The organism is Methylobacterium cerastii (assembly GCF_022179125.1).
Lineage (GTDB): Bacteria > Pseudomonadota > Alphaproteobacteria > Rhizobiales > Beijerinckiaceae > Methylobacterium > Methylobacterium cerastii.
Genome location: NZ_BPQG01000079.1, coordinates 32804 through 56644 on the forward strand (window position 1 = coordinate 32804; position 23841 = coordinate 56644).

General features: G+C 69.2%; 21 protein-coding genes. 10 read left to right on the plus strand and 11 right to left on the minus strand.

All coding sequences use genetic code 11. The features are described from left to right. Window positions 1–118: 118 nt before the first annotated feature. Window positions 119–622: a retropepsin-like aspartic protease family protein gene (locus tag MFF13_RS21910; RefSeq protein WP_238272926.1), complete on the plus strand. Its 504-nt coding sequence runs from the start codon at window positions 119–121 to the stop codon at window positions 620–622. A 2-nt stretch (window positions 623–624) separates the two neighbouring features. On the opposite strand, the gene MFF13_RS21915 is transcribed toward MFF13_RS21910, so the two are convergent. The 4 genes from MFF13_RS21915 to MFF13_RS21930 form a co-directional block, all read right to left on the minus strand. Beyond that, the gene (locus MFF13_RS21915) at window positions 625–1884 is read right to left on the minus strand and encodes an adenylate/guanylate cyclase domain-containing protein (protein ID WP_238272927.1); all 1260 of its coding nucleotides are present in this window, start codon (window positions 1882–1884) and stop codon (window positions 625–627) included. 103 nt (window positions 1885–1987) lie between these two features. After that, entirely contained in the window at window positions 1988–3982 is a 1995-nt protein-coding gene (gene rpoD / locus MFF13_RS21920; protein WP_147750129.1) for an RNA polymerase sigma factor RpoD, read from the minus strand. Window positions 3983–4177: 195 nt separating this feature from the next. Continuing rightward, the gene (gene dnaG / locus MFF13_RS21925; RefSeq protein ID WP_147827811.1) at window positions 4178–6088 is read right to left on the minus strand and encodes a DNA primase; all 1911 of its coding nucleotides are present in this window, start codon (window positions 6086–6088) and stop codon (window positions 4178–4180) included. A 115-nt stretch (window positions 6089–6203) separates the two neighbouring features. Then, entirely contained in the window at window positions 6204–6665 is a 462-nt protein-coding gene (locus MFF13_RS21930; protein ID WP_147827810.1) for a GatB/YqeY domain-containing protein, read from the minus strand. A 226-nt stretch (window positions 6666–6891) separates the two neighbouring features. Between MFF13_RS21930 and carA the strand changes: the two genes are divergently transcribed. From carA to MFF13_RS21950, 4 genes are all read left to right on the plus strand, one after another. Beyond that, window positions 6892–8127, plus strand: a complete 1236-nt coding sequence (carA, locus tag MFF13_RS21935) for a glutamine-hydrolyzing carbamoyl-phosphate synthase small subunit (protein ID WP_147827809.1) — start codon at window positions 6892–6894, stop codon at window positions 8125–8127. Window positions 8128–8210: 83 nt separating this feature from the next. Continuing rightward, entirely contained in the window at window positions 8211–8540 is a 330-nt protein-coding gene (locus MFF13_RS21940; RefSeq protein ID WP_147827808.1) for a hypothetical protein, read from the plus strand. Then, a complete protein-coding gene (locus tag MFF13_RS21945; RefSeq protein WP_147814144.1) occupies window positions 8540–8857 on the plus strand; it encodes a hypothetical protein in 318 nt (105 codons plus the stop codon). Before MFF13_RS21940 ends, MFF13_RS21945 begins: the two co-directional genes overlap by 1 nt. Next, window positions 8854–9030 (plus strand): hypothetical protein, encoded by a 177-nt coding sequence (locus MFF13_RS21950; protein ID WP_187273541.1) that lies wholly within the window; start codon window positions 8854–8856, stop codon window positions 9028–9030. Before MFF13_RS21945 ends, MFF13_RS21950 begins: the two co-directional genes overlap by 4 nt. Before the next feature lie 99 nt (window positions 9031–9129). Here the strand turns inward: MFF13_RS21950 and typA are convergent, their stop codons facing one another. The 4 genes from typA to MFF13_RS21970 all read right to left on the minus strand — a co-directional run bounded on the left by typA (window position 9130) and on the right by MFF13_RS21970 (window position 13329). Next, complete coding sequence (typA, locus tag MFF13_RS21955) at window positions 9130–10962, minus strand: translational GTPase TypA (protein WP_147750124.1); 1833 nt, start codon at window positions 10960–10962, stop codon at window positions 9130–9132. Window positions 10963–11132: 170 nt separating this feature from the next. After that, on the minus strand, window positions 11133–11480 hold the full coding sequence (locus MFF13_RS21960; RefSeq protein ID WP_147827807.1) for a DUF3325 domain-containing protein: 348 nt from the start codon (window positions 11478–11480) through the stop codon (window positions 11133–11135). Next, on the minus strand, window positions 11477–13015 hold the full coding sequence (locus MFF13_RS21965) for a PepSY-associated TM helix domain-containing protein (RefSeq protein WP_238272928.1): 1539 nt from the start codon (window positions 13013–13015) through the stop codon (window positions 11477–11479). The genes MFF13_RS21960 and MFF13_RS21965 overlap by 4 nt, the downstream gene beginning before the upstream one ends. Next, window positions 13012–13329, minus strand: a complete 318-nt coding sequence (locus MFF13_RS21970; RefSeq protein WP_147827805.1) for an iron transporter — start codon at window positions 13327–13329, stop codon at window positions 13012–13014. Before MFF13_RS21970 ends, MFF13_RS21965 begins: the two co-directional genes overlap by 4 nt. Before the next feature lie 269 nt (window positions 13330–13598). Between MFF13_RS21970 and minC (MFF13_RS21975) the strand changes: the two genes are divergently transcribed. The 5 genes from minC (MFF13_RS21975) (at window position 13599) to MFF13_RS21995 (ending at window position 17088) form a co-directional block, all read left to right on the plus strand. After that, window positions 13599–14342, plus strand: a complete 744-nt coding sequence (gene minC / locus MFF13_RS21975; protein WP_238272929.1) for a septum site-determining protein MinC — start codon at window positions 13599–13601, stop codon at window positions 14340–14342. Between the two features lie 354 nt (window positions 14343–14696). After that, a complete protein-coding gene (minC, locus tag MFF13_RS21980) occupies window positions 14697–15329 on the plus strand; it encodes a septum site-determining protein MinC (RefSeq protein WP_147750158.1) in 633 nt (210 codons plus the stop codon). 53 nt (window positions 15330–15382) lie between these two features. Continuing rightward, complete coding sequence (gene minD / locus MFF13_RS21985; RefSeq protein ID WP_147750119.1) at window positions 15383–16198, plus strand: septum site-determining protein MinD; 816 nt, start codon at window positions 15383–15385, stop codon at window positions 16196–16198. Next, window positions 16195–16530 carry a cell division topological specificity factor MinE gene (gene minE / locus MFF13_RS21990; RefSeq protein ID WP_147761326.1) on the plus strand — a complete coding sequence of 112 codons (336 nt, stop codon included), beginning with the start codon at window positions 16195–16197 and terminating at the stop codon, window positions 16528–16530. Before minD ends, minE begins: the two co-directional genes overlap by 4 nt. A 159-nt stretch (window positions 16531–16689) precedes the next feature. Beyond that, window positions 16690–17088 (plus strand): PRC-barrel domain-containing protein, encoded by a 399-nt coding sequence (locus MFF13_RS21995; protein WP_147750117.1) that lies wholly within the window; start codon window positions 16690–16692, stop codon window positions 17086–17088. A gap of 93 nt (window positions 17089–17181) precedes the next feature. Here MFF13_RS21995 and MFF13_RS22000 read toward each other — a convergent pair whose 3' ends face one another. From MFF13_RS22000 to treS, 3 genes are all read right to left on the minus strand, one after another. Further along, the gene (locus MFF13_RS22000; protein ID WP_373322591.1) at window positions 17182–18066 is read right to left on the minus strand and encodes an alpha/beta fold hydrolase; all 885 of its coding nucleotides are present in this window, start codon (window positions 18064–18066) and stop codon (window positions 17182–17184) included. A gap of 36 nt (window positions 18067–18102) precedes the next feature. Then, a complete protein-coding gene (glgB, locus tag MFF13_RS22005; RefSeq protein WP_238272931.1) occupies window positions 18103–20391 on the minus strand; it encodes a 1,4-alpha-glucan branching protein GlgB in 2289 nt (762 codons plus the stop codon). Window positions 20392–20511: 120 nt separating this feature from the next. Beyond that, window positions 20512–23775: a maltose alpha-D-glucosyltransferase gene (gene treS, locus MFF13_RS22010; protein ID WP_147827801.1), complete on the minus strand. Its 3264-nt coding sequence runs from the start codon at window positions 23773–23775 to the stop codon at window positions 20512–20514. Window positions 23776–23841 lie beyond the last annotated feature (66 nt).

Below are 23841 nucleotides of genomic sequence, written 5' to 3' on the forward strand. Positions count from 1 at the left end.
GAAACCCTGTCGGCACGAAAGGCAGCGAGTTTCCGCCGGGTACGCGCGAGGCGCCACGTATCGTTCACCGGTTCCGTGGTGGTCTCCGCCGGTCCCCCTCGGGGCGCGGAGGTTGGCGTTGCGGACGATCCTGTTGCTCTGCGTAGGGGCCGGCCTCGCCGCAGGCGTGCTCGGCGGGGTCGGCGACCGCCTGACCCACCGCAAGGCCGACGCGCGGCCGGCGCCCGCGGCGCCGCCATCATCCTCGGCACCGAGTGCGATCGCCCTCAATGCGGACCGCAACGGTCACTTCCTCGCCGACGCCCTGGTGGACGGCCGCTCGCTCCGGATGATGGTCGACACCGGCGCCACCGCGTGCAGCTTCACCGAGGAGGCGGCCGCGCGTCTCGGCCTCGTCCTCACGCCGCGCGACTTCACCCAACCGGTGATGACGGCCAACGGCGTGGTGCGGGTCGCCCCGGTGCGCATCGGCATGATCCGGATCGGGCCGGTCACCGTGCGCGACGTCGAAGCGGTGGTCGTGCCCGGCGGCAGCCTCGGCACGAACCTGCTCGGGATGTCGTTCCTCAAGCGGGTGCGCGACTTCAGCATCGCCGGCGGCACGCTGACGCTGCGGGGCTGAGATCAGCGCTGGCGGCGATGCGGCTTCGGACGCGGCCGGTAGACCATCATCGGCTCGGAAAAGCCGTCGAGGACGTGCTCGCCGAGCGGCACCGGATCGCCCCACAGGAAGTCGACGAAGGGCTTCGACATCAGCAGCGGCTCGCCCAGCGTCTTGTTGAGCCGGGCGATGCGGCTCGCCATGTTCACGTCGCGGCCGATGACGGTGAAATCGAGCCGCGTGCCCGAGCCAACGTTGCCGTAGGCGGCCTCGCCGTGGTGGAGCGCGATGCCGGCCATCATCGGCACCGCGAACTGGTGAAGGGTGTTGGCCTCCTCGAGCGCTTGGAGTGCGCCCTGCGCCGCCGTCAGCGCGCCCTTGGCGGCGCCGCCGAGGTCGTCGCCCGGCTCGCGGAAGATCGCGAGCAGGCCGTCGCCGAGGTACTTCAACACCTCGCCGCCCTCACGCTCGATCGGCGGGACCAGGCAGTCGAAGAAGATGTTGAGCAGGTCCACCGCCTCTTCCGGCGTCATGTCCGCCGAGATGCGGGTGTAGTCGCGCATGTCGGCGAACAGGATCGCCGAGCGGATGCGCTTCACCTGGCCGCGACGGATGTCCCCCGACAGGATCGCCCGGTGCGGCTCGTCGCCGACGTAGATGCGCAGCACCGTGTCGAGCTGCTTGGTGACGAGGCGCATCTCCATCACGGCCGCGAGCGCCGGCATGACGAAGCGCAGGATCGCGACGTCCTCGTCGCGGAACCCGTCCGGGTCGCGGGTCGCGAAGGTGATGCCGTTATGGGTGCCGTTGGTGAAGAACAGCGGCACGACGATGTAGTGGGTGTAGCCGGCGGCCTTCAGGTCGGGGATCACCGAGTAGGCGTCGTCCGGCGTGTCGGCGAGGTCGAGGATCAGCCATGCGGCGTCCTCGTGCACCTTCCGGAACGGGCTCGCCGCGTAGGCGCGCTCGGAAGCCTCGCCGTGCGGAAACAACCGCACGGTGGTGCCGGCCTCGCGCGTCCAGATGCGCCCGATTCCGGAATACTCGGAATGCAGCGTGTCGATCGCCGTCGAGGTCCGGTCCACCGGCACGCCGACCTGGTTCAGGCGCTCGGCGAAGCCCGCGATCAGGTCGTCGGGCTCGGGCAGGCGCGCTCCTTCGCTCAGCAACCAGTCGCGGATCGCGACGCATTCCTGCAGCGCGCCGAACGGCACGTCGTCCGCCTCCGAGCCGTCGGCTGCGGCGGTCGGCGGCACGGGTGGATGCTGGCGACGCTCAAGCATACGGCCAAGGTGGGTTCGCGGACCGCCAAAGCAAGGCTTCGGGCCGCCGACGACGTGGTCCGCCGACACGAGTCGGCGAAACACGTCATGGCGGATCGGCCGCTCAGTTGTCCAGGAAGCTCCGCAGCTTCCGGCTCCGGCTCGGGTGCTTCAGCTTGCGCAGGGCCTTCGCCTCGATCTGGCGGATGCGCTCGCGGGTCACCGAGAACTGCTGGCCGACCTCTTCGAGGGTGTGGTCGGTGTTCATGCCGATGCCGAAGCGCATGCGCAGCACGCGCTCCTCGCGCGGGGTGAGCGAGGCGAGCACGCGCGTCGTGGTCTCGCGCAGGTTCGACTGGATCGCCGCGTCGATCGGCAGGACGACGTTCTTGTCCTCGATGAAGTCGCCGAGGTGCGAATCCTCCTCGTCGCCGATCGGCGTCTCGAGCGAGATCGGCTCCTTGGCGATCTTGAGGACCTTGCGCACCTTCTCCAGCGGCATGGCCAGCTTCTCGGCCAACTCCTCCGGGGTCGGCTCGCGGCCGATCTCGTGCAGCATCTGGCGCGAGGTGCGGACGATCTTGTTGATCGTCTCGATCATGTGCACCGGGATGCGGATGGTTCTCGCTTGATCCGCGATGCTGCGGGTGATCGCCTGGCGGATCCACCAGGTGGCGTAGGTCGAGAACTTGTAGCCGCGGCGGTACTCGAACTTGTCGACGGCCTTCATCAGGCCGATGTTGCCCTCCTGGATCAGGTCCAAGAACTGCAGCCCGCGGTTGGTGTACTTCTTGGCGATCGAGATCACGAGGCGGAGGTTGGCCTCGATCATCTCCTTCTTGGCCTGGCGGGCTTCGCGCTCGCCCTTCTGGACCATGTTGACGATCTTGCGGTACTCGCCGATCTCCAGGCCCGTCTCGGAGGCGAGCGTAAGAATCTGCTCGCGCAGGTCCGAGACCTGCTTCGAGCCCTTCTCGACGAGGTTCTTCCAGCCCTTGCCGCCCAGCGTGCCGACGCGGGTCATCCAGTTCGGGTCGAGCTCCCAACCCTGGTAGTGGCGCAGGAACTCGTCGCGGGCGACACCGTGGCTCTCGGCGTAGCGCATCAGGCGGCCCTCATGCGAGATGAGACGCTTGTTGATGTCGTAGAGCTGCTCGACCAGGGCCTCGATGCGGTTGTTGTTCAGGGACAGCGACTTCACGTCGGCGACGACGGTGTCCTTGAACTCGGCCTGCTTCTTCTCCTGGGCGGGCGTCGTCTTCTCGTTGCCGGCCTTGCGCGCGGTCTCCTCGTTCTGGAGCTTGCGCAGCTTGCGGTAGTTGTTGGCGATCGCGTCGAACGTCTCGAGCACGCGCGGCTTGATCTCGGCTTCCATCGCCGCGAGCGAGACGTTGTTCTCCATGTCGTCGTCGTCGTCGCCGCCCTCGGGCGCCGGCGTCTCGGCCTCGGCTTCCTCTCCCTCGGTCGCGCCCTCGGCGATCTGCGGGTTCTTGCCGTCGGGGCCGGCATAGGTGGCTTCGAGGTCGATGATGTCGCGCAGCAGCACCTTGCCGTCGACGAGCTCGTCGCGCCAGATGATGATCGCCTGGAAGGTCAGCGGGCTCTCGCACAGGCCCGCGATCATCGCCTCGCGGCCGGCCTCGATCCGCTTCGCGATGGCGATCTCGCCCTCGCGCGACAGCAGCTCGACCGAGCCCATCTCGCGCAGGTACATGCGCACCGGGTCGTCGGTGCGGTCGGTCGGCTCCTTGGTGGCGGTGACGACCGCGACGGCGCGCGTCGGGGCGACCTCGGCCACCTCCGTGCCCTCGGCGCCCTCCTCGTCCTCCGACGCCTCGCCGTTGGCGGGCTTGTCGGCGGCGGCCTCGTCGGTCTCCTCGGCCTCGACGACGTTGATGCCCATCTCGGAGAGCTGGGACAGCACGTCCTCGAGCTGGTCGGGGTCGGACTGCCCCTCGGGGAGGACCTCGTTGACCTCCTCGTAGGTGATGTACCCGCGCTTCTTGGCGAGCTTCACCATCCGCTTGACCGAAGCATCCGTCAGGTCGAGGAGCGGCCCATCGGTCTGCTCTGCCGGAGCGGTGTCCGTCTCGTCCCGTTCCGTTGCCTTCGTCGCCATGATCAGCCTATTGTTTCGGCGCGGCACGATGCGGGGGCCTCTCGGCCACGCCGCGCCGTCGGCGCCGCAATGCGTGTGGAACCCGGACGAATCACTTCGACCGCGTCGTAGCTCGGACTCGGTATGCAAGCGAGACGCTTGACCGATTGTTAACCATGCCGCGAAGGCGCTTCGTATTCCGCCATCGCACAGGCCCTACGACACAGTCGAGTCGTTCGTGTCCTGCAGGTCCGCCTCGGTCTCCGCTCCCGCGATCACCGCCAAGCGCTCCTTGACGTCGCACAGCCAAGCGAAGTTCGCCTCTGTTTCTTCTTCGACGAGCGCACGTTCCGCCTGTCGGAGTTCGCTATTTAGCGCGCCGGCCTTGCGGTGCAAGATCACGGCCTGACGCAATGCGTCTTCCAGCTTGACCAGGTCGGCATGCGGATCGAGCGCCCAACGGTCGCCGGGGCGCACCCGCGCGGCGAGCCGCGCGCTCGCCGCCTCGAGCCCCGCCCGGGCCAAGCGGTTCTCCACCACCGCCACGTCCGGGTCGGCGGCGTCGGCCGCGCGGTCCAGGAGCAGCGAGCGCAGGGCCACCGCATCCGGATCCTCGAGATCGAGGGCGGCGAGGTCCTCCGCTTCGAGACCGAGCAGCTCGGGGTGGACGAGGAGGCTCGCCACGATCATCGCCTCGCGGGAGCTGCCGCTGCCGGAAAACCCGTTGGAGCGGGCAAGCCCGGCGCTCGGCCCAGCGGTGAGCCGCGGCGACGGCGGTGGATCGCCGGGGCGAGGCTTCCTTAGGTAAGTATTCTGCCGTCCGCCCGGCTGGTAGGCGCCGCGCTGCTGAGGCGCGCTGCGGGGCGAGAGACCGCGCAGGCGCTCCTCGATCTCGTCGCGATAATAGCTCCGCACCGTCTCGTCGCGGATGCCGGAGATCAGTCCGCGCAGGGTCTTGGCGAGGCCGGCGCGGCGCTCCGGGGTGTCGGTCGAGCCGGTCTCGACGGCGCGGCTCCACAGCACCTCCACCAGGGGCTTGGCCGCCTCGACCACCTTGTCGATCGCCGCCGCGCCGCCCGAGCGCAGCAGGTCGTCGGGGTCCTGGCCCTCCGGCAGCATCGCGAAGCGCAGCGACCGGCCCGGCTCCAGCATCGGCAGGGCGACGTCGAGAGTCCGATTGGCGGCGCGCTGCCCGGCGCCGTCGCCGTCGAAGCAGAGGATCGGCTCGTCGGCATGACGCCACATCAGCGCCAGCTGCTCCTCCGTGAGCGCCGTGCCGAGCTGTGCCACGGTGTTGGGGTAGCCTGCGAGCGTCATCGCGATGGCATCGATGTAGCCTTCGACGCTGATGAGCGTGCCGCGATCGTGGGCGGCCTTGCGCGCCTGGTTCAGGTTGTAGAGCACCTGCCCCTTGTGGAAGAGCGGCGTCTCGGGCGAGTTCAGGTACTTGGCCTTCGCGTCCGCTTGCATCGCGCGGCCGCCGAAGGCGATCACCCGGCCGCGCACGTCCGCGATCGGGAAGATGATGCGGTCGCGGAAGCGGTCGTAGGGCACGGCGATGTCCTCGCCCGTCACCAGCAGGCCGAGCTCGCCCATCAGCGCCTTGTCGACGTCCTTGGCCGCGAGGTGGTCGCGCAGGCCGTAGCGGTCGGCCGGCGCGTAGCCGAGGCGGAAACGGCTGCGGATCTCGGGGCCGAGTTCGCGCCGGTCGAGGTAGGCGCGGCCGGCCGCGCCGGCGGGGGACGCCAACCGCTCCTCGAACCAGGCGGTCGCCAGCTCCATCACCTCGATCGCGCCGCGGCGCTTGGTCTCCATCTCGCGGGTGTCGGCGCTGGGCGCCGGCAGCGACACGCCGGCCTCACCGGCCAGCCGCTCGACGGCCTCGGGGAAGCTCAGGCCCTCGGTCTCGATCAAGAAGCTGAAGATGTCGCCATGCTTGCCCGAAGAGAAGCAGTGATAGAACTGCTTCTGGTCGTTGACGTAGAAGGACGGCGTCTTCTCGGCGTTGAACGGCGACAGCCCGCGCCACTCGCGCCCGGCCTTCTTCAGCTTCACACGCCGGCCGACCACGTCGGAGGCGGGAAGCCGATTGCGGATCTCTTCGAGGATGTGGGGCGGGTAGCGCACAGGTATGCGGCGGGTCCGGTGTCCGGTGTTCGGACCGGGATGTATACCGCAGGCACCCGCACCGAGTCCCTTCCCCGGGACGACGGTGGATAGCGGGCAGAACCGCGGTGTCGCGTCACGCCTTCGCGTTCAGCGCCGCCTTCACCAATCCGCTCGCCTTGGCGAAGTCCATGCGGCCGGCATAGGTGCCCTTCAAGATCGCGATGACTTTACCCATGTCCTTCGGGCCGGCGGCGCCCGCCTCAGCGATGGCGGCATCGATCGCGGTCTGCGTCTCGGCCTCGTCCATCTGCTTGGGCAGGTAGGTCTCGATCACCGCGATCTCGGCGCGCTCGTTCTCGGCCAGCTCCGGCCGGCCGCCCTGCTCGTAGACCGCAGCCGATTCGTTGCGCTGCTTGATCATCTTCTGCAGCAGCGCCAGGATCTCGTCGTCGCTCGCCGGCTCCTTGCCGAGCCCCCGCGCCTCGATGTCCTTGTCCTTGAGCGCCGCCTGGATCATCCGGATCGTCGCGAGCTTGGCCTTCTCGCCGGCCTTCATGGCCTCCTTCATCTCGGTGGTGAGGCGGGCGCGGAGCATCGGGCTTGTCCTTGAGGTGGTGCGGAACGGAGGTGGCGCGAAAGCGAAGGTCGTGCAGAAACGGGTGGCTGGCCTGCGGTTTGCAGCGATTGAGCCGCGTTCGATGCGGCACCACATTGACCCCGTCGCCGCGGGCTCGATAAGACCGCCGCACACGATCACCCGCCGCCCGCTCGCGCCGTCTCGACGGCGCCGGTCGAGGCCGGACATAAGCGAGATCACCGTGATGCTGCAAGACAGCGCTTCCGCGCCGAGAGACGCCGCCTTGCCCGAGCCCTGGGCCGAGCCCGTCGCCACCGCGTTGCTGGTGCTGGCCGACGGCACCATCCTCGAAGGCTTCGGCATCGGCCAGACCGGCGTCGCCGACGGCGAGGTCTGCTTCAACACGGCGATGACCGGCTACCAGGAGATCCTGACGGACCCGTCCTATGCCGGGCAGATCGTCACCTTCACCTTCCCGCATATCGGGAACACCGGCACCAACGACGAGGATCTCGAAAGCCTCGACGCCGCCCCGGCGTCGGGCGTGCGCGGCACGGTGATCGCCTCGGCCGTGACCCAGCCGTCGAGCTGGCGCTCGTCCTCGCACCTCGACGCGTGGCTGAAGGCCCGCGGCATCCTCGGCATCACCGGGATCGACACCCGCGCGCTCACCGCCCGCATCCGCGACCACGGCATGCCGAACGCGGTGATCGCCAACGACCCGCAGGGCAACTTCGACCGCGAGGCCCTGAAAGCGCGCGCCGCGGCCCTCGCGCCGATGGAAGGCCTCGATCTCGTGCCCCCGGTGACCAGCCGCGAGCGCTCCGACTGGAGTGAATCGACCTGGACGGTGAAGGCGGGCTACGGCCGCGGCGTACCGGGCGAGGGCCTGCGCGTCGTCGCGATCGATTACGGCGTGAAGCGCAACATCCTGCGGCTGCTGACCGAGGCCGGCTGCACGGTCACCGTCGTGCCGGCGACCACCAGCGCGGCCGACATCCTGGCGCTGAAGCCGGACGGCGTGTTCCTGTCGAACGGTCCTGGCGACCCGGCTGCGACCGGCGAATACGCGGTGCCGGTGATTCGCGAGCTGCTCGCCTCGAAGGTTCCGACCTTCGGCATCTGCCTCGGGCACCAGCTTATGGGCCTCGCGCTCGGTGGGCGCACGGTGAAGATGGGCCAGGGCCACCACGGCGCGAACCATCCCGTGAAGGACAAGACCACCGGCAAGGTCGAGATCGTCTCGATGAACCACGGCTTCGCCGTCGACCCGGCGAGCCTGCCCGAGACCGCGGTCGAGACCCACGTCTCGTTGTTCGACGGCTCGAATTGCGGACTCACCCTCACCGACCGGCCAGCCTTCTCGGTGCAGCACCACCCGGAAGCCTCGCCGGGTCCGCGCGACAGCCACTACCTGTTCGACCGGTTCGTGACCCTGATGCGGTCCGGCAAGCCCGAGCCGGCGTCCGGCGCGGCCTGATCGCGCGGGGCGTCGGAGGCAACCGTCGCCCGCCATCGGTGTTGTCGATCCACATGACGGATCGACAGCCCGAAAGGCGCATCATGGCCGAGCACGACGCAGACCGCTCCTCGCTGAAGGGTTCTTCCGCGAACACGGACCACAACGGCCAGGATCTCGGACAGGATTCGCCCCTCGACGTCGGCACCCCATCCCGGACCCAGGCCGGCCTCAAGGGCAACCCGGCTGGCGAGGCCGAGACCGCGCGGATCGCCTCGGGCATGAAGAGCGAGGACGCCACCGACCAGACCGAGGCCGAGACACCGCCGGAAAACCTGCGGGCGATCCGCGGCGAGGGCCAGCCGGGCGCAACCGCCTCTGAGGCGATCGATCGCGCTACCGCCGCCGTCGGGCAGGACGACGGGAAGCGCTGATGGCCCGCGACACGGACGAAGCCTCGGAGACCGTCACCCGCAAGCCGGACGACAAAGTCGGCAGCAGCGGCAAGCCCGCGGCCGGCGGCGGCGGGCACACCGCCGAGCAGTCGGCGATCACCGACATGGGAACGGGCGGCAAGTCCGACCCCGAGCGGAAGGCCGATTGGAAGCAGGGCGGCGAGCCTGGCCGCGCTCCGCCGACGCCCGGCGGCTCGTCGGGCGGGCATTCCGACCAGAAGGCGTCCCGCGGCCCACAGGCCGACCAGACGGTCGCCGACGGGCACTACAAGGCCGAGCGCGAGGAGGGAAAATGAGCAAGCACGACAAGCCTTCGGGCAACTCTTCGGACGAGCCCCCGAAGGGCAAGCCCGCCAACGTCGCGCCGGACGCGGTGATGGACCCGAACGAGAAGACCGACGGGCATCCGGGCAAGGGACCGCAGGGCGGCGCTTCGAAGGACGAGGACGCCGACCCGGGCGCCGGCTGAAAACGCTTTGCTGTCGTGCTTTCGCGGCGGCGGACGCCAGGAACGAAAAAAGGCCCGGGTCGCGATGCCCGGGCCTTCTTGCTGGTGCGGTCGAGAACCTTACACGGCGCCGGTGACGGCTTCTTTCGAGCGCTCGAAGCGCTTGCGGTCGTTCGGGTCGAGATGGGTCTTGCGCAAACGGATCGACTTCGGCGTGACTTCCATCAGCTCGTCGTCCTGAATCCAGGCGAGCGACTTCTCCAGCGTCATCCGGATCGGCGGCGTCAGGCGCACGGCCTCGTCCTTCGAGGTGGTGCGGATGTTGGTAAGCTTCTTGCCCTTGAGCACGTTCACCTCGAGGTCGTTCTCGCGGTTGTGCTCGCCGATGATCATGCCCTGGTAGACCTTGGCGCCGGGCTCGATCATCATCGGGCCGCGGTCTTCCAGGTTCCACATGGCGTAGGCAACGGCCTCGCCCTTGTCGTTCGAGATCAGCACGCCGTTGCGGCGGCCGGCGATCTCGCCCTTGAAGGGCTCGTAGGCCTTGAACAGGCGGTTCATGATCGCCGTGCCGCGCGTGTCGGTCATCAGCTCGCTCTGGTAGCCGATGAGGCCGCGGGTGGGCGCGTGGAAGACGAGGCGCAGGCGGTCACCGCCCGACGGCCGCATCTCGATCATCTCGGCCTTGCGCTCCGACATCTTCTGCACGACGACGCCCGAATACTCCTCGTCGACGTCGACCACGACCTCCTCGACCGGCTCCAGGATGCCTCCATCCTCGTCCTTCGAGAGCACGACGCGGGGACGCGACACGGCGATCTCGAAGCCTTCGCGACGCATGGTCTCGATCAGGATCGCCAGCTGCAACTCGCCGCGACCGGAGACGAAGAAGCTGTCCTTGTCGGCGGCCTCCTCGATCTTCAGCGTGACGTTGCCCTCGCCCTCCTTGAACAGACGGTCGCGGATCATGCGGCTGGTGACCTTGTCGCCCTCGGTGCCGGCGAGCGGCGAATCGTTGACGATGAAGGACATGGTCACGGTCGGCGGATCGATCGGCTGGGCCTGGATCGGGGTCTCGACCTGCGGGTCGCAGAACGTGTCGGCGACGGTGCCCTTCACGAGGCCGGCGATGGAGACGATGTCGCCCGCCTCGCCGACATCGATCGGCGCGCGCTCCAGGCCGCGGAACGCGAGGATCTTCGAGACGCGGCCGGTCTCCACGAGCTTGCCCTCGCGGTCCATCACCTTGATCGCCTGGTTCGGCTTCACGGTGCCGGACGCGATGCGGCCGGTGATGATGCGGCCGAGGAACGGGTTGGCCTCGAGCAGGGTGCCGAGCATCCGGAACGGACCCTCCTCCACCTTTGCCGGGGGCACGTGCTCGAGCACGAGGTCGAACAGCGGCGCGAGGCCGTCCTCCTGCGAGCCGTCCGGCGCGGTCGCCATCCAGCCGGCGCGGCCCGAACCGTAGAGGATCGGGAAGTCGAGCTGGTCGTCGGTGGCGTCGAGCGCCGCGAACAGGTCGAACACCTCGTTCACCACCTCGGTGATGCGGGCGTCCGGACGGTCGACCTTGTTGATGGCCACGATCGGGCGCAAGCCGATCTTGAGCGCCTTGCCGACCACGAACTTGGTCTGCGGCATCGGACCCTCGGCCGCGTCCACCAGCACGATCACGCCGTCGACCATCGACAGGATGCGCTCGACCTCGCCGCCGAAGTCGGCGTGGCCGGGGGTGTCGACGATGTTGACGCGGGTGTCCTTCCAGACGACCGAGGTCGCCTTGGCCAGGATGGTGATGCCGCGCTCCTTCTCGAGGTCGTTCGAGTCCATCGCCCGTTCCTCGACCCGCTGGTTGTCGCGGAAGGAGCCGGACTGCGACAGCAGCTTGTCGACGAGCGTCGTCTTGCCGTGGTCGACGTGGGCGATGATGGCGATGTTGCGCAGCTTCATGGTGTTTCCGAAGCGAGTAGAACCCGCCACGGGACGGACCGCTGTTACGGTCGGCCACGCCGGGTCGAGAACGGGTTCGAGCTATTGCGCCGCAATATAAGGAGTCGGCCTCTGCGGCAAGGGGGCAGTGGTTCTGGGCAGTGGTTCTGGGCAGCGATCCGAGACAGTGGTCAGCCGTACAGCGCCAGCGGCAGCGCCACTAGGGCGATGGGCAGCGCCAGCAGCGCAGCCGGCCTGAGCCAGCCCGGCCTGTAGGACAGGAACGCGACCACGAGGAGCGCCGCGCCGGTCAAGGTGCCGACCCATTGCACCGACCCGAAGTTCCAGCCCTCCAGCGTCACCGCTGCGGCGAAGGACAGCCCGATGCCGGCCCAGCCGGCGATTCGGAGAGTCCGCGCGCGCGCCGCGCCGGCCCGCACCAGGAAGGCGTCGCGGTGGTGGCGGTCGAGGCTGAGTGCCAGCGCCGAGAGGCCGGCAAAGCAGAGCGCCAGGTTGAGGGCGACGACGATGGCGGTCATGCGCGCAGGGCCTCCCGTCCGGCGATGGCGGCGTCCGCGCGTTGCGCCTGCGGAGGCCGCGGTCGCCCGGCCTTGCGCGCGGCGAGCACGAACAGCACGCCGAGGACGATCATCGCGGCGTCGAAGCCGAGGAAGCGCAACTCGCCGGCGAGCGGATGCAGGCCGGTGGCGATGGCGCCGACGAACGGGACCGCGAGGAACAAGGCGCCGACGAGCGCCAGGCCCTCGCGCCAGACCGTCCCGGCCGGGCGCACGGCGCCCAGCACCGCCACGAGCGCCCAGGCTCCGAAAAACACGCCGACCTCCCAGTCGGCGCGGGCCGCGAGGTCGAGGGGCAGCAGGCGGTTGGCGAGGAAGTAGGCGGCGATCCCCGCCGGAAGGCCGGCGATGGTGCCGAGGTTCAGCACGCGCACCAGCCTTACGCCGAAGCCGTCCGCCTTCGCCCCCTTCGGCGCACGGGCCACGGCCCACAGCACGAGGCCGGTGGCGACGGTGGCCGCACCCATGATTCCGCAGAGGAAGAACAGCGCCCGCAGGGCCGCGCCGGCGAAGTGGCCCTCGTGGAGGCCGAGCATCACCGTAGAGGTCTTGGCCGCGGCGCGGGTCGCGCCGTTGCGTCCGAGGACGGCGCCGGTGGTGCCGTCGAACGCGATCTGCGGGTGCTCGTGGGCGAGGCCGTGCGGTTCTTCGAAGATCGCGACCACCGAAGCCGCGGCGTCGGCGGGGTTGTAGACCGAGACGCCCTCCGGCGCCTCGCCGCGTTCCGCGATCGCCTGCGCGATCATGCTTGAGAGCGGCGCCAGCGTGCCGGGCTTGCCCGCCGGGCCGCGCAGGTCCGGCATCAGCCCGCTGTCGACGTAGAAGCGCATCTCGCCGCCCTTGTAGGCGGCGGCGACGCCCCAGGGCATGTACATCGGCGCGAGGGTGACGAGGCCGGTGTAGGTGATCATCAGGTGGAACGGCAGCGCGAGCACGCCGAACACGTTGTGCGCGTCGAGCCAGCCGCGCTGCGAGCGCCGCCGCCGGAAGGTGAAGAAGTCGGCGAAGATCCGCCGGTGGGTGACGATTCCGGAGACCAACGCCACCAGCATCACCAGCGCGCAGGTGCCGACGATCCAGCGGCCCCAGAGTGGCGGCATGCCGAGCTCGAAGTGGAAGCGGTAGAGGAAGTCGCCCCCTCGCGTGTCGCGCGCCCCGACCGGCGCACCACTCGTGGAGTCGAGCAGCGCCTGGTGGAACGGGCCGTCCAGGCTCTTCCACCACATGACGCCGACCGCCGGCTTCTCGGGCTTCGGCAGCTCGACGTACCAGCCCACGGCGTCGGGCATCGCCTTCTGCAGGTAGGCGGCAGCGAGGTCGGCCGAGCTGGCCGGGTCGGTCGCGCCGGCCACCAGCTCCGGCCGCATCCATTGCGAGATTTCGGCGCGATAGTAGCTCGCCGTGCCGGTGACGAAGACTGAAAACAGCACCCAGCCGACCACGAGGCCGGACCACGCGTGCAGCCACGCCATCGACTGGCGGAAGCCCTGCCTCATGCGGCACCGGCGGCGGAGAACCCGCCCGCGAGCCACAGCCCACCGCCGAGGACGGCTGCGAGGCCGGCGACCGCGAGCGCGGCGCGCCCGAGGGTGCGGGCGGCGAAGACGTAGACCACCACCGCCACCATCACCGCGAAGCTCACGAGCGTTGCGCTCGCGACCGCCTCCGAGCGGACGAGGGGCAGCGTCAGCGACAGGAGCGCGGTCAGTAGCGCTGCGACCGCGTAGCCCCCGAGCACCGCGAGCACGATCCGCCCTGCCACCGCGAGGCGGTAGGCCGGACCGCGCCGTGCGTCCTTCTGCTGAGTCATCGCGGCGCATCCCTCGGGCTTCGCCCCGCAAGGGGGCGCGATCGATGCCGGGGGTAGCAAGGCCGCGGGCGCTGTTGCAACCGCTATGTTTCAGAACCATTCCAGTTAGCGCGCAACGGCTTAGCGGGGTTTCGAGCAGGGATTGCGGCGTGGTGCTCGCACGTGTCCGGCCGACCTCGGATCACCATCGGGGTGGGCAAGCCGATCGGGAGGATTGCTCCGCGGGCGCGCACGCCGCATGCAGGCGAGGTCCAGGCCCGACACGCGAGATGCCCGCCCCCGTGACCCAGCCCAAGCCCGACGCGCCCCGTCCGCCGATCCGCTTCCGCGGCCGCTCGTTCATGGCGACCGTGCTCGCGCCGCTGCCTCCGGTGGAGGATTGGCTCGCCGACCTCGACGCCCTGCGCCAGCGCGCGCCGGCCTTCTTCTCCGGGCGGCCGGTGATCCTCGACCTGACCGGGCTGACCCTCGACCGCGACGACCTGACCGGGCTTGTGGCCGAGCTGTCGTCCCGCGCCATCGCGATCTACGGGATCGAGGGGGCGGCTCCGGCCCTGCTCGGACCCGGCCTGCCGCCCGCCCTGGCGGGGGGGCGCCCCGCCGGCGAGATCGAGATGCCGGAGCCCGACGCTCCCTCCCCCGAGGCCGCCGCGCCGGCTCCAGCACCGCAGGCGGCGGCCGTCTCGCTGATCCTCGACGCGCCGGTCCGCTCCGGCCAGGCGGTGCTCCACCTCGAAGGCGACGTCACGGTGATGGGGGCCGTGGCCTCGGGCGCCGAGGTGATCGCCGGCGGGTCGATCCACGTCTACGGCCCGCTGCGCGGGCGCGCGATCGCGGGCGCCGCCGGCAACCCGAACGCGCGGATCTGGTGCCGGAAGTTCGAGCCGGAGCTGATCGCGATCGACGGCCTCTACAAGGCCGCCGACGACCTCGATCCGAGCTTCACAGGCCAAGCCGTGGAAGTCCGCCTCGTCGAGGACGCGATCCGGTTGGCACTGTTGGAGCGGACCTGAGGCCGCGATCACAGGATACCGGCATGAGATGGCGACAGGATCACCATCCTTAACCGTTCGGTAACCATATCCGCCGTCAATGATCCGGTAAGGAATCGTTGACCCGTGAAAACACAGATCTTTCCGGACCCCGACCGTCCCGTTTCGGCACAGCCCGAGAAAGCCGTTTCCCCGGAAGCGGTTGGCCTGCCGGCCGGCACTGAATCGCCCGCGCCCGAGACCGCTGCGGCGGCCTCGGACCCGGCAAAGCCTGCCGACCCCGCCCCGGCGACCGAGCCTGCCGAGCCGGCCAAGCCCGCCGCCAAGCCTTCCACCCCGCGCGCCCTCGCCTTCCGGGGCCGTGCGTTCAAGGCGATGGCGCTGAAGCCCGAAGCGCCGCTCGCCGATTGGCTGGCAGACCTCGACGCGGCGCTGAAGCGCTCGCCGACCCTGTTCGACGGACGCGCGATCATCCTCGATCTCGGCGCCCTTCGCCCGGACCACGAAGCGCTTCAGGCGCTCGTCGCCGACCTCATCGGCCGCCGCGTCCGCATCCTCGGCTTCGAGGGCGTGGAGAGCATCGCGGCCGGCCTGCCGCCGCTGCTGATCGGCGGACGCCCGGCCAGCAACCTGGACCTGCCCGACCTCGCGTTGCCGAAGGTCCCGGAGGAGCCGGTCTCGACCTCGATCACGATCGAGGGCTCGGTCCGCTCCGGGCAGACGGTGGTTCATCCCACCGGGGACGTCACGGTGATGGGCTCGGTCTCTTCCGGCGCCGAGATCCTGGCCGGCGGCTCGATCCACATCTACGGCGCGCTCCGCGGCCGGGCGATCGCGGGCGCCGCCCGCAACCCGCGCGCGCGCATCTACTGCCGCAAGTTCCAGCCCGAGCTGCTCGGGATCGATCGCCTCGTCCGCACGGCCGAGGACATCGGAACGCAGCTCCAGGGCAAACCCGCACAGATCTGGCTCGACGGCGGCGCGATCCGCATGGCGGGTTTGGACTGACCTACGAAATCTCAGAACTCGATCCGATCACCGCAGATCAAGGAGCGACACGCGTGGCAAAGGTTTTGGTCGTCACATCGGGCAAGGGCGGCGTCGGCAAGACGACGACCACGGCGGCACTCGGTGCCGCGATCGCGCAGGGAGGACAGAGCGTCTGCGTCGTCGACTTCGACGTCGGCCTGCGCAACCTCGACCTCGTCATGGGGGCCGAGCGCCGGGTCGTCTACGACCTGATCAACGTCGTCAACGGCGACGCCAAGCTCAACCAGGCGGTGATCCGCGACAAGCGGCTCGAGACCCTGCACCTGCTGCCGGCCTCGCAGACCCGCGACAAGGACGCGCTGACCGACGAGGGCGTCGCCCGCGTCATGGAAGAGTTGCGCGAGAAGTTCGACTGGGTGATCTGCGATTCGCCCGCCGGCATCGAGCGCGGCGCCCAGCTCGCCATGCGCCACGCCGACGTCGCGGTGGTGGTGACCAACCCGGAAGTCTCGTCGGTGCGCGATTCCGACCGGATCATCGGCCTGCTCGACTCGAAGACGGTCAAGGCCGAGCGCGGCGAGAACATGGACAAGCACCTGATCCTCACCCGCTACGACCCCAGCCGGGCCGACCGCGGCGACATGCTCAAGGTCGAAGACGTCCTCGAAATCCTGTCGATCCCGCTGCTGGCGATCATCCCCGAGAGCCAGGAGGTGCTTCGCGCCTCGAACGTCGGCTGCCCGGTCACGCTGAACAACCCGCTCTGCGCGCCCGCCCGCGCCTACACCGACGCCGTGCGCCGGCTCAAGGGCGAGACGCTGCCGATGACGATGCCGACGGACCGCAAGTCCTTCCTCGACAAGCTTTTCCTGCGGAGGGCGGCATGACCCTCCTCGGCCTCTTCAACAAGCGCGCCTCCGGCTCCGTCGCCCGCGAGCGCCTCCAACTGATCCTCGCCCACGAGCGGTCCGAGACCGGCCAGCCCGACCTCGTTATCACGCTCCGCGAGGAGATCCTGGCCGTCATCGCCAAGCACGTCTCGGTCGAGCGCGACAAGGTGAAGATCACGCTGGAGCGCGGCGAGGGCGTCTCGACGCTGGGCCTCGACATCGAGCTCCCGCTCACGGCCGCCAAAGGACGCAACGAGGTGCGCACCGAAACGCGCGCCGACGCGAAGTCCGAGAAGGCGATGCCGGAGAAGCGCAAGCAGGCTGCCTGACGCCGAACCCCAACACAAAGCCCGCGGATCGAAAGGTTCGCGGGCTTTTTCGCGCATGCAAGACCATGGGCGACGCTCGCGATGCGTCGCGAATCGGTGACGGAACGATCGAGGCCGCAGGGCATTCTTAGGCACCCCTTTCGGGTCTTGGAGATTGCAATGCGTCGTCTGATCCTGGCATCCATGGTCGCCCTCACCGTCTCCGGCGCGGCGTTCGCCGCCGAGCAGACCACCCCGACCACGGCCGCGAAGTTCGTGCCGGTGCCGCAGGATGCGGTGCTGAGCTACAACCTGATCGGCCTCAACGTGATGGACGGCTCGAACAACAACGTCGGCGAGATCAAGGATCTCGCGATGGAGCACGGCAAGCTCACCAGCTACATCATCTCCGTCGGCGGCTTCCTCGGCATGGGCGAGCGCTACGTCTCGGTCGAGCCGGCCTCCGTTGCGCTCGGCTACGACGAGGGCGCGAAGAAGTGGAAGGCGATCATCGGCGCCACCAAGGATCAGCTCAAGGCTGCGCCCGAGTTCAAGTACGACGGCAAGTTCAAGCGCTGAGGCTCGCGCCTCTTAACTGGATATCTTGTGATGAAGCCCGCGGATCGTAGGATCCGCGGGCTTCGTCTTTTCAGGTCTCGGAACGGCGTCTTCTCAGGCGCGCAGGAACGCGACGAGGGATGCGTTCACCGCGTCGGCCGCATCGTGCTGCACCCAGTGCGTCGCCTCCGGGTACCATTCGATACGTCCGTCGTCGCAAAGCTCGAGGCTCGCCTCGGCGAGGCCGCTCCCCAAAGCGTGGTCGCGGCGGCCCCACAGGATCAGCGTCGGCGCCGTCACCCGCGGCGCGGCGCTCGCCCGCGGCAGGCGCAGCGCGCGGTACCAGTTCAGCATGCCGGTCATCGCGCCGGGCTTCGCCCAGGCAGCGGCGTAAAGATCGAGGTCGGCGTCGGTGAAGCTGCCCTTTCGGCTGGTCGTCGCCAGCGCCTGCCGCAGCACGGCGCAGTCGTTCGCGGTCAGACGCTTCTCGGGCAGGTGCGGGATCTGGAAGAATGCGACATAGGCGCTGCGCAGCATCTGCGTCGGATGCCGCCGGATGTAGGGGCCGAAGATCGCGGGATGCGGCGCGTTGAGGATCGCCAGACGCTCGATCCGCTCGGGGTAGAACGAGGCAGTCCACCACGCGACCAGCCCACCCCAATCGTGCGCGACGAGGCGGAATTTCGCGAAACGGTAATGGTCGGCGAGCTCGATCACGTCGGCGGCGAGCCGGTCGAGGTGGTAGGCGGCGATGCCCCCGGGCTTGTCGCTGAGATTGTAACCGCGCTGGTCCGGTAGGACGAGGCGCAGGCCCGCCTCCGAGAGGGGGCCGATCTGGCGGCGCCAGCCGTACCAGAACTCCGGGAAGCCGTGCAGCACGATGGTGGGGAGGCCGGCGGACGGTCCGGCCTCCGCCACGTGCAGGCGGATGCTCGGGAGGGAGACCGACGAAGTCCGAACCGAATCGAGCAACGCGACCTCCTCCGCATCAAACAGCATGGGCGGCCGCAGCTTGCGGCGCGGCCGCCCTTGTCGTCAGCCCTCGCGAACGAAGATCATGGTCGAGAGCGGCGGCAGGGTCAGGCTCAGGGAATGCGCCTGGCCATGGCTCTGCGTCGCGTCGGCCTCACGGCCGCCCATGTTGCCCACGTTCGAGCCGCCGTAGATGCCGGCATCCGAGTTGAACGCCTCACGGTAGTAACCCGCCGCCGGCACGCCGACGCGGTAGTTCTCGCGCGGCACCGGGGTGAAGTTCGAGACGACGAGGGCGATCTGGCCGGCCTCGCGGCCCTTGCGCGCCCAGGCGATGACGCTGTTGTCCTGGTCGTCCGCCACCAGCCATTGGAAGCCCGCAGCCTCGGTGTCGCGGCTGTGGAGCGCCGGCGTCGAGACGTAGAGGTGGTTGAGGTCGCGGATCACGTCCTTCACGCCGGCGTGGGCCGGGTCGTCGAGCAGGTGCCAGTCGAGCGACTGGTTGTGGTTCCACTCACGCTCCTGGCCGAACTCGCCGCCCATGAAGAGCAGCTTCTTGCCCGGGTGTCCCCACATGAAGCCGAAATACGCGCGCAGGTTCGCGAACTTCTGCCACCGATCGCCGGGCATCTTACCGAGCAGCGAGCCCTTCCCGTGCACGACCTCGTCGTGGGACAGCGGCAGGATGAAGTTCTCGGAGAAGGCGTAGAGCAGCCCAAAGGTCAAGTCGTGGTGGTGGTAGCGCCGGTGGATCGGATCGGTCGAGACGAAGTTCAGGGTGTCGTGCATCCACCCCATGTTCCACTTGAAGCCGAAGCCGAGCCCCCCGGTATAGGTCGGGTGCGAGACGCCGGGCCAGGAGGTGGATTCCTCGGCGACCGTGATGGTGCCGGGGGCGTGGCTGTAGGTCGCCTCGTTGGTCTTGCGCAGGAACTCGATCGCATCGAGGTTCTCGTTGCCGCCGTACTGGTTCGGAATCCACTCGCCCTGGCGGCGCGAGTAGTCGAGGTAGAGCATCGAGGCGACGGCATCCACGCGCAGGCCGTCGAGGTGGTAGTGCTCGAGCCAGAACCGGGCGTTGGCGGCGAGGAACGTCGCCACCTCGGCGCGGCCGAAATTGTAGATGTAGGTGCCCCAATCCTGGTGGAAGCCCTGGCGCGGGTCGGCGTGCTCGTAGAGGTGCGTACCGTCGAACTGGCCGAGCCCATGCGCGTCGAGCGGGAAGTGGCCGGGCACCCAGTCGAGCATCACGCCGATGCCGGCCGCGTGCGCCGCGTTCACGAACGCCGCGAAGTCGTCCGGGGTGCCGTGGCGGCTCGTCGGCGCGAACAGCGACACCGGCTGATAGCCCCACGATCCGTCGAACGGGAACTCCGTGATCGGCAGCATCTCGATATGGGTGAAGCCCATCTCCTTGACGTAGGGGATCAGCCGCTCGCCCAACTCCTTGTAGGTGAGGTAGCGGTTGCCCTCGCCGGGCACCCGCGCCCACGAGCCGAGGTGGACCTCGTAGATCGAGATCGGCGCGTGCCGCGGGTCCTTCTCGCCGCGCGTCTCCATCCAGGCCTTGTCGTGCCAGGCGGGCTCGCTCGTGCCCTGCAGCACGGAGGCGGTCTGTGGCGGGTGCTGGGCGGCGAAGGCGACCGGGTCGGCCTTCAGCGGCAGCAGCGACCCGTCGGGGCCGCGGATCTCGAACTTGTAGTTCTGGCCGGCCTTGAGCCCTGGTACGAACAGCTCCCAGAGGCCGCCGTTCTTCCAGAGGCGCATCGGATGGCGGCGCCCGTCCCACTCGTTGAAATCGCCGACGACGCTCACGCGCTTGGCGTTCGGGGCCCAGACCGCGAAGCGGAAGCCGTCGATGCCGTCGAGGCAGCCGAGCTGTGCGCCGAGGATCTTGTAGACGAGGTTGGTGCCGACCTCGCGCAGGGTGTCGACGTCGTGCTGCTCCAGCGACGAACCGAAGCCGTAGGGGTCGTGCCGGCGGCGCTTGGCCCCATCCCAGGTCTCGACCTCGATCTCGTAGAGCGGCCGGCCCTGGCTCTCGACCTTCGCGACCCAGAACCCTTCCGGGTGGCGCCGCTCGAACGGCACCGCGTCGCCGCCGACGATCAACGCAGCGGACTTGGCCTCCGGCAGGACGGCACGAACCTCCCAGGTGCCGGGTCCGACCTGGTGCGGACCGAGCACGCTGAAGGCGTCGCCATGGTTGGCGGCCATCACCGCCGCGATCGCATCGGGATGGACGCCGTGCGCCGCCCCCGCCGGCGCGGAGCCGGACGAGGGGACATTCGAGACCTGGTTCGTGTCCGACGGGTCGGAGCGGGTCGCGAAGGTCTGGTCGATGGCCGTCATTCAGGTGCCTCTCTCGGGTGACCGGGGCCGCGCCCGAATGGGTCGGGCGAGGGCCTCAAGTCCGTCAGTCTCCGCGCGGGCCGGGGAGGCCGTTTTCGCCCCGTCGGCCCGCGCCTTGGATCAGGACGCCTTGGCGTCCTCCAGAATGGTCAGAACCCCACGGGCGGGGATTTCGATCCAGTCCGGGCGGTTGTTCGCCTCGTAATCGACCTCGTAGAGCGCCTTCGTCAGGAGGCAGAGGCGCAACAGACGGTCCTGCGTCGCCGGGTCGGTCACGGCGGCGCGGCTCTCGGAGACGGCGCTTCCGTAGCCTTCGAGGAACGCCGCATCGATCATGCCACGCCAGGCGAGGGCCGCGTTGCGCGCGCGGTCCTCGGAATCGGCGAAGCGGCCGGCGATCTCGCGGGTCACCGTCTCGGCGCCGTAGGCGAACGAGCGCAGCATCCCGGCGACGTCCCGCAGCGGCGTCGACTTCGCCCGGCGCTCGTCGGCCGGTCGCGAGGGCTCGCCCTCGAAGTCGACCAGCACGAGGTCGCCGCTCGACACCAGAACCTGTCCGAGGTGGTAGTCGCCGTGGATGCGGGTCTTGAACGCACCCTTCGGCGGATCGCGCGTCAGCGACGCGATCAGCGCGTCGACCTCGGCCCGGCGCTCGGCCAAGGCCGCGCTCGCCGGGCGTCCGACGTCGAGCCCGCGCTCGGCGATGCCCTTGAGCCCGCGGAAGGCGCGGTCGGCCTGATGCTTCGCGTCGGCGCCGAGCACCGCCAGGTCGTCGGCCATGAACGGCTCGGCGGCGAAGGCCGCGTCCGCCGTCTCGATCGCGAAGGCGTTGTGCATCTCAGCGGTGCGGCGCCCGAGGAGTTCGGCCCAGCGCAGGTGGTCGTGGAACGCGTCCTCCGGCGTCGGCGCCTCGCTCTCGGGAGCCAGCACCACGGTCTCGAAGTCGCGGCGCAGGCCCTCAAGCATCACCGTCCAGGCGTCGCCCTGGTTCAGGACGAAGCTCTGCAGCACGGCGAGCGCCGTGCGGGTGCCGTCCTCGGCGACGTGCTCCAGGGTGCCGAGCAGCGCCGGCGTGTTCGGAAACTTCGCCTCCTCGGTGAGGAAGCGCCCGACCTCGACCTCGGGATGGGTCCCCGGCTGCAGGCGGCGCAGCAGCTTGAGCATCATCTTCGCGCCGATGGCGATCGAGGTGTTGCTTTGCTCGGCCGACAGCCGGCGCACGTCGGCGGCCTCGAACGGCACGCTGTGGTCGAACGCCGAAGTCGAGGAGAAGACGAGCTTGCCGCCCTCGGTCGGGATCTCGCGGCCGTCGCGCATGCCTTCGGCGAGGCAGATCGCGAAGTCGGGCGAGGCCGCAGCCCCGTAAAGCAAGCCGGTGCGTGGACCGCGGCGCACGCGCGCCACGGCGAATTCGAGCAGCGTCTCGTCCTCGCGGCCCTCGTCGACGCCGACGGGCACGAAGTATTGCTGCCGCTCGCCGTTGGAGAGCTGCACGTCGATGCGCGGCAGCAGGAAGCGGGCTTCGCCGCCGGCCTCCTTCACGGTGGCGCAGTCGACGACCTTCACGCTCTTGATCCGCGAGCCCTTGGCGCCGAACCAGCGACGGCTGGCGATGAAGGGCGGGATCACGGTGCGCTCGAAGGCGACGCGCTCGCGGCCGGCCATCAGGCTCTCGATGCCGCCGGTGAGCACGAGCGTGAACAGCTCGGGCGCCTCCTTCATCGGCCCGACCGTGCCGGTGTTCGCAGACGACAGCGAGAACCAGTAGAAACCGTAGGACGGCAGGGTGAGCAGGTAGGGCAGCTCGCCGATCGGCGGGAATTCGCTGCCGCCGGTGAGCTCGATCGGCACCGCGCTGCGCAGCTCCGACAGGTCGAGCTGCACCGCCTGCGGCGCGCGCGACAGGTTGGCGACGCAGAGCACGCGTTCGCCCTCGAACTCGCGGATCCAGGCCAGCACCTTGCGGTTGCTAGGATATAGGAACTGCATCGAGCCGCGGCCCAACGCCGTGCTGTTGTTGCGGATGGCGATCATCCGCCGCGTCCAGTTCAGCAAGCTGGTCTGCGACTGCGTCTGCGCCTCGACGTTCAGGGCGTCGAAGCCGTAGATCGGGTCCTGGATCGCCGGCAGGAACAGGCGCTGCGGGTTGGCCCGCGAGAAGCCGCCGTTGCGGTCGGGCGACCATTGCATCGGCGTGCGCACGCCGTCGCGGTCGCCGAGATAGATGTTGTCGCCCATGCCGATCTCGTCGCCGTAGTACAGCACCGGCGTTCCGGGCATGGACAGGACGAGGGACTTCATCAGCTCGATCTTGCGCCGGTCGTTCTCGAGCAGCGGCGCGAGGCGGCGGCGGATGCCGAGGTTGATGCGGGCGCGGCGCTCGGCGGCGTAGAACGACCAGAGGTAGTCACGCTCCTCCGCGGTCACCATCTCGAGCGTCAGCTCGTCGTGGTTGCGCAGGAAGATCGCCCACTGGCACCCTTCCGGGATCTCGGGCGTCTGGCGCATGATGTCGGTGATCGGGTGCCGGTCCTCCCGGGCGATCGCCATGTACATCCGCGGCATCAGCGGGAAGTGGAACGCCATGTGGCATTCGTCGCCGTCGCCGAAATACTGCGCGGTCTCCTCCGGCCACTGGTTGGCCTCGGCCAGCAGCATCCGGTCGGGATAGCTCGCGTCAAGCGCCGCGCGGATCGCCTTGATGACCGTGTGGGTCTCGGGAAGGTTCTCGCAGTTCGTGCCGTCGCGCTCGATCAGGTAGGGGATCGCGTCGAGGCGCAGGCCGTCGACGCCCATGTCGAGCCAGTAGCGCATCGTCTCGATGACGGCTTCCAGCACCTTCGGGTTGTCGAAGTTCAGGTCCGGCTGGTGACTGTAGAACCGGTGCCAGAAGTACTGCTTGGCGACCGGGTCCCAGGTCCAGTTCGAGGTCTCGGTGTCGAGGAAGATGATCCGCGTGTCGGAATACGGCGTGTCGGTGTCCGACCAGACGTAGAAGTCGCGCTCCGGCGACCCGGCCGGCGCCTCGCGGGCGCGCTGGAACCACGGGTGCTGGTCCGAGGTGTGGTTGATGACGAGCTCGGTGATCACCCGCAGGCCGCGCTCGTGCGCGGCTTCCACGAAGCGGCGGAAGTCCGCCATCGTCCCGTAGGACGGGTTGACCTCCTCGTAGTCGGCGATGTCGTAGCCGTCGTCCCGCAACGGGGACGGGTAGAACGGCATCAGCCAGATGGCGGTGACGCCGAGGTCTCGGACATAGTCCAGCCGCTGGGTGAGGCCCTCGAAATCACCGATCCCGTCATTGTTCGAGTCGAAGAACGACTTGACGTGGATCTGGTAGATGATGGCGTCACGGTACCATTGCGGATCGCTGCGATCGATCATCGCGTCGTTGCCTCGCACGTCGGATTCAGGGGCTTGTCGGGCCGGTCCCGCACGACGAGGTCGTCA

Excerpts from the sequence above, each read along its gene's own strand:
- MFF13_RS21945 (WP_147814144.1), top strand. The coding sequence starts at position 8,540 with ATGGCCCGCGACACGGACGAAGCCTCGGAGACCGTCACCCGCAAGCCG.
- glgB (WP_238272931.1), bottom strand. The coding sequence starts at position 20,391 with ATGACGGCCATCGACCAGACCTTCGCGACCCGCTCCGACCCGTCGGAC.
- carA (WP_147827809.1), top strand. The coding sequence starts at position 6,892 with ATGCTGCAAGACAGCGCTTCCGCGCCGAGAGACGCCGCCTTGCCCGAG.
- MFF13_RS22000 (WP_373322591.1), bottom strand. The coding sequence starts at position 18,066 with ATGCTGTTTGATGCGGAGGAGGTCGCGTTGCTCGATTCGGTTCGGACT.
- MFF13_RS21970 (WP_147827805.1), bottom strand. The coding sequence starts at position 13,329 with ATGACTCAGCAGAAGGACGCACGGCGCGGTCCGGCCTACCGCCTCGCG.
- minC (WP_238272929.1), top strand. The coding sequence starts at position 13,599 with ATGCCCGCCCCCGTGACCCAGCCCAAGCCCGACGCGCCCCGTCCGCCG.
- treS (WP_147827801.1), bottom strand. The coding sequence starts at position 23,775 with ATGATCGATCGCAGCGATCCGCAATGGTACCGTGACGCCATCATCTAC.
- MFF13_RS21950 (WP_187273541.1), top strand. The coding sequence starts at position 8,854 with ATGAGCAAGCACGACAAGCCTTCGGGCAACTCTTCGGACGAGCCCCCG.
- MFF13_RS21995 (WP_147750117.1), top strand. The coding sequence starts at position 16,690 with ATGCGTCGTCTGATCCTGGCATCCATGGTCGCCCTCACCGTCTCCGGC.
- MFF13_RS21940 (WP_147827808.1), top strand. The coding sequence starts at position 8,211 with ATGGCCGAGCACGACGCAGACCGCTCCTCGCTGAAGGGTTCTTCCGCG.
- rpoD (WP_147750129.1), bottom strand. The coding sequence starts at position 3,982 with ATGGCGACGAAGGCAACGGAACGGGACGAGACGGACACCGCTCCGGCA.
- MFF13_RS21960 (WP_147827807.1), bottom strand. The coding sequence starts at position 11,480 with ATGACCGCCATCGTCGTCGCCCTCAACCTGGCGCTCTGCTTTGCCGGC.
- typA (WP_147750124.1), bottom strand. The coding sequence starts at position 10,962 with ATGAAGCTGCGCAACATCGCCATCATCGCCCACGTCGACCACGGCAAG.
- minC (WP_147750158.1), top strand. The coding sequence starts at position 14,697 with ATGGCGCTGAAGCCCGAAGCGCCGCTCGCCGATTGGCTGGCAGACCTC.
- MFF13_RS21915 (WP_238272927.1), bottom strand. The coding sequence starts at position 1,884 with ATGCTTGAGCGTCGCCAGCATCCACCCGTGCCGCCGACCGCCGCAGCC.
- MFF13_RS21965 (WP_238272928.1), bottom strand. The coding sequence starts at position 13,015 with ATGAGGCAGGGCTTCCGCCAGTCGATGGCGTGGCTGCACGCGTGGTCC.
- minE (WP_147761326.1), top strand. The coding sequence starts at position 16,195 with ATGACCCTCCTCGGCCTCTTCAACAAGCGCGCCTCCGGCTCCGTCGCC.
- MFF13_RS21930 (WP_147827810.1), bottom strand. The coding sequence starts at position 6,665 with ATGCTCCGCGCCCGCCTCACCACCGAGATGAAGGAGGCCATGAAGGCC.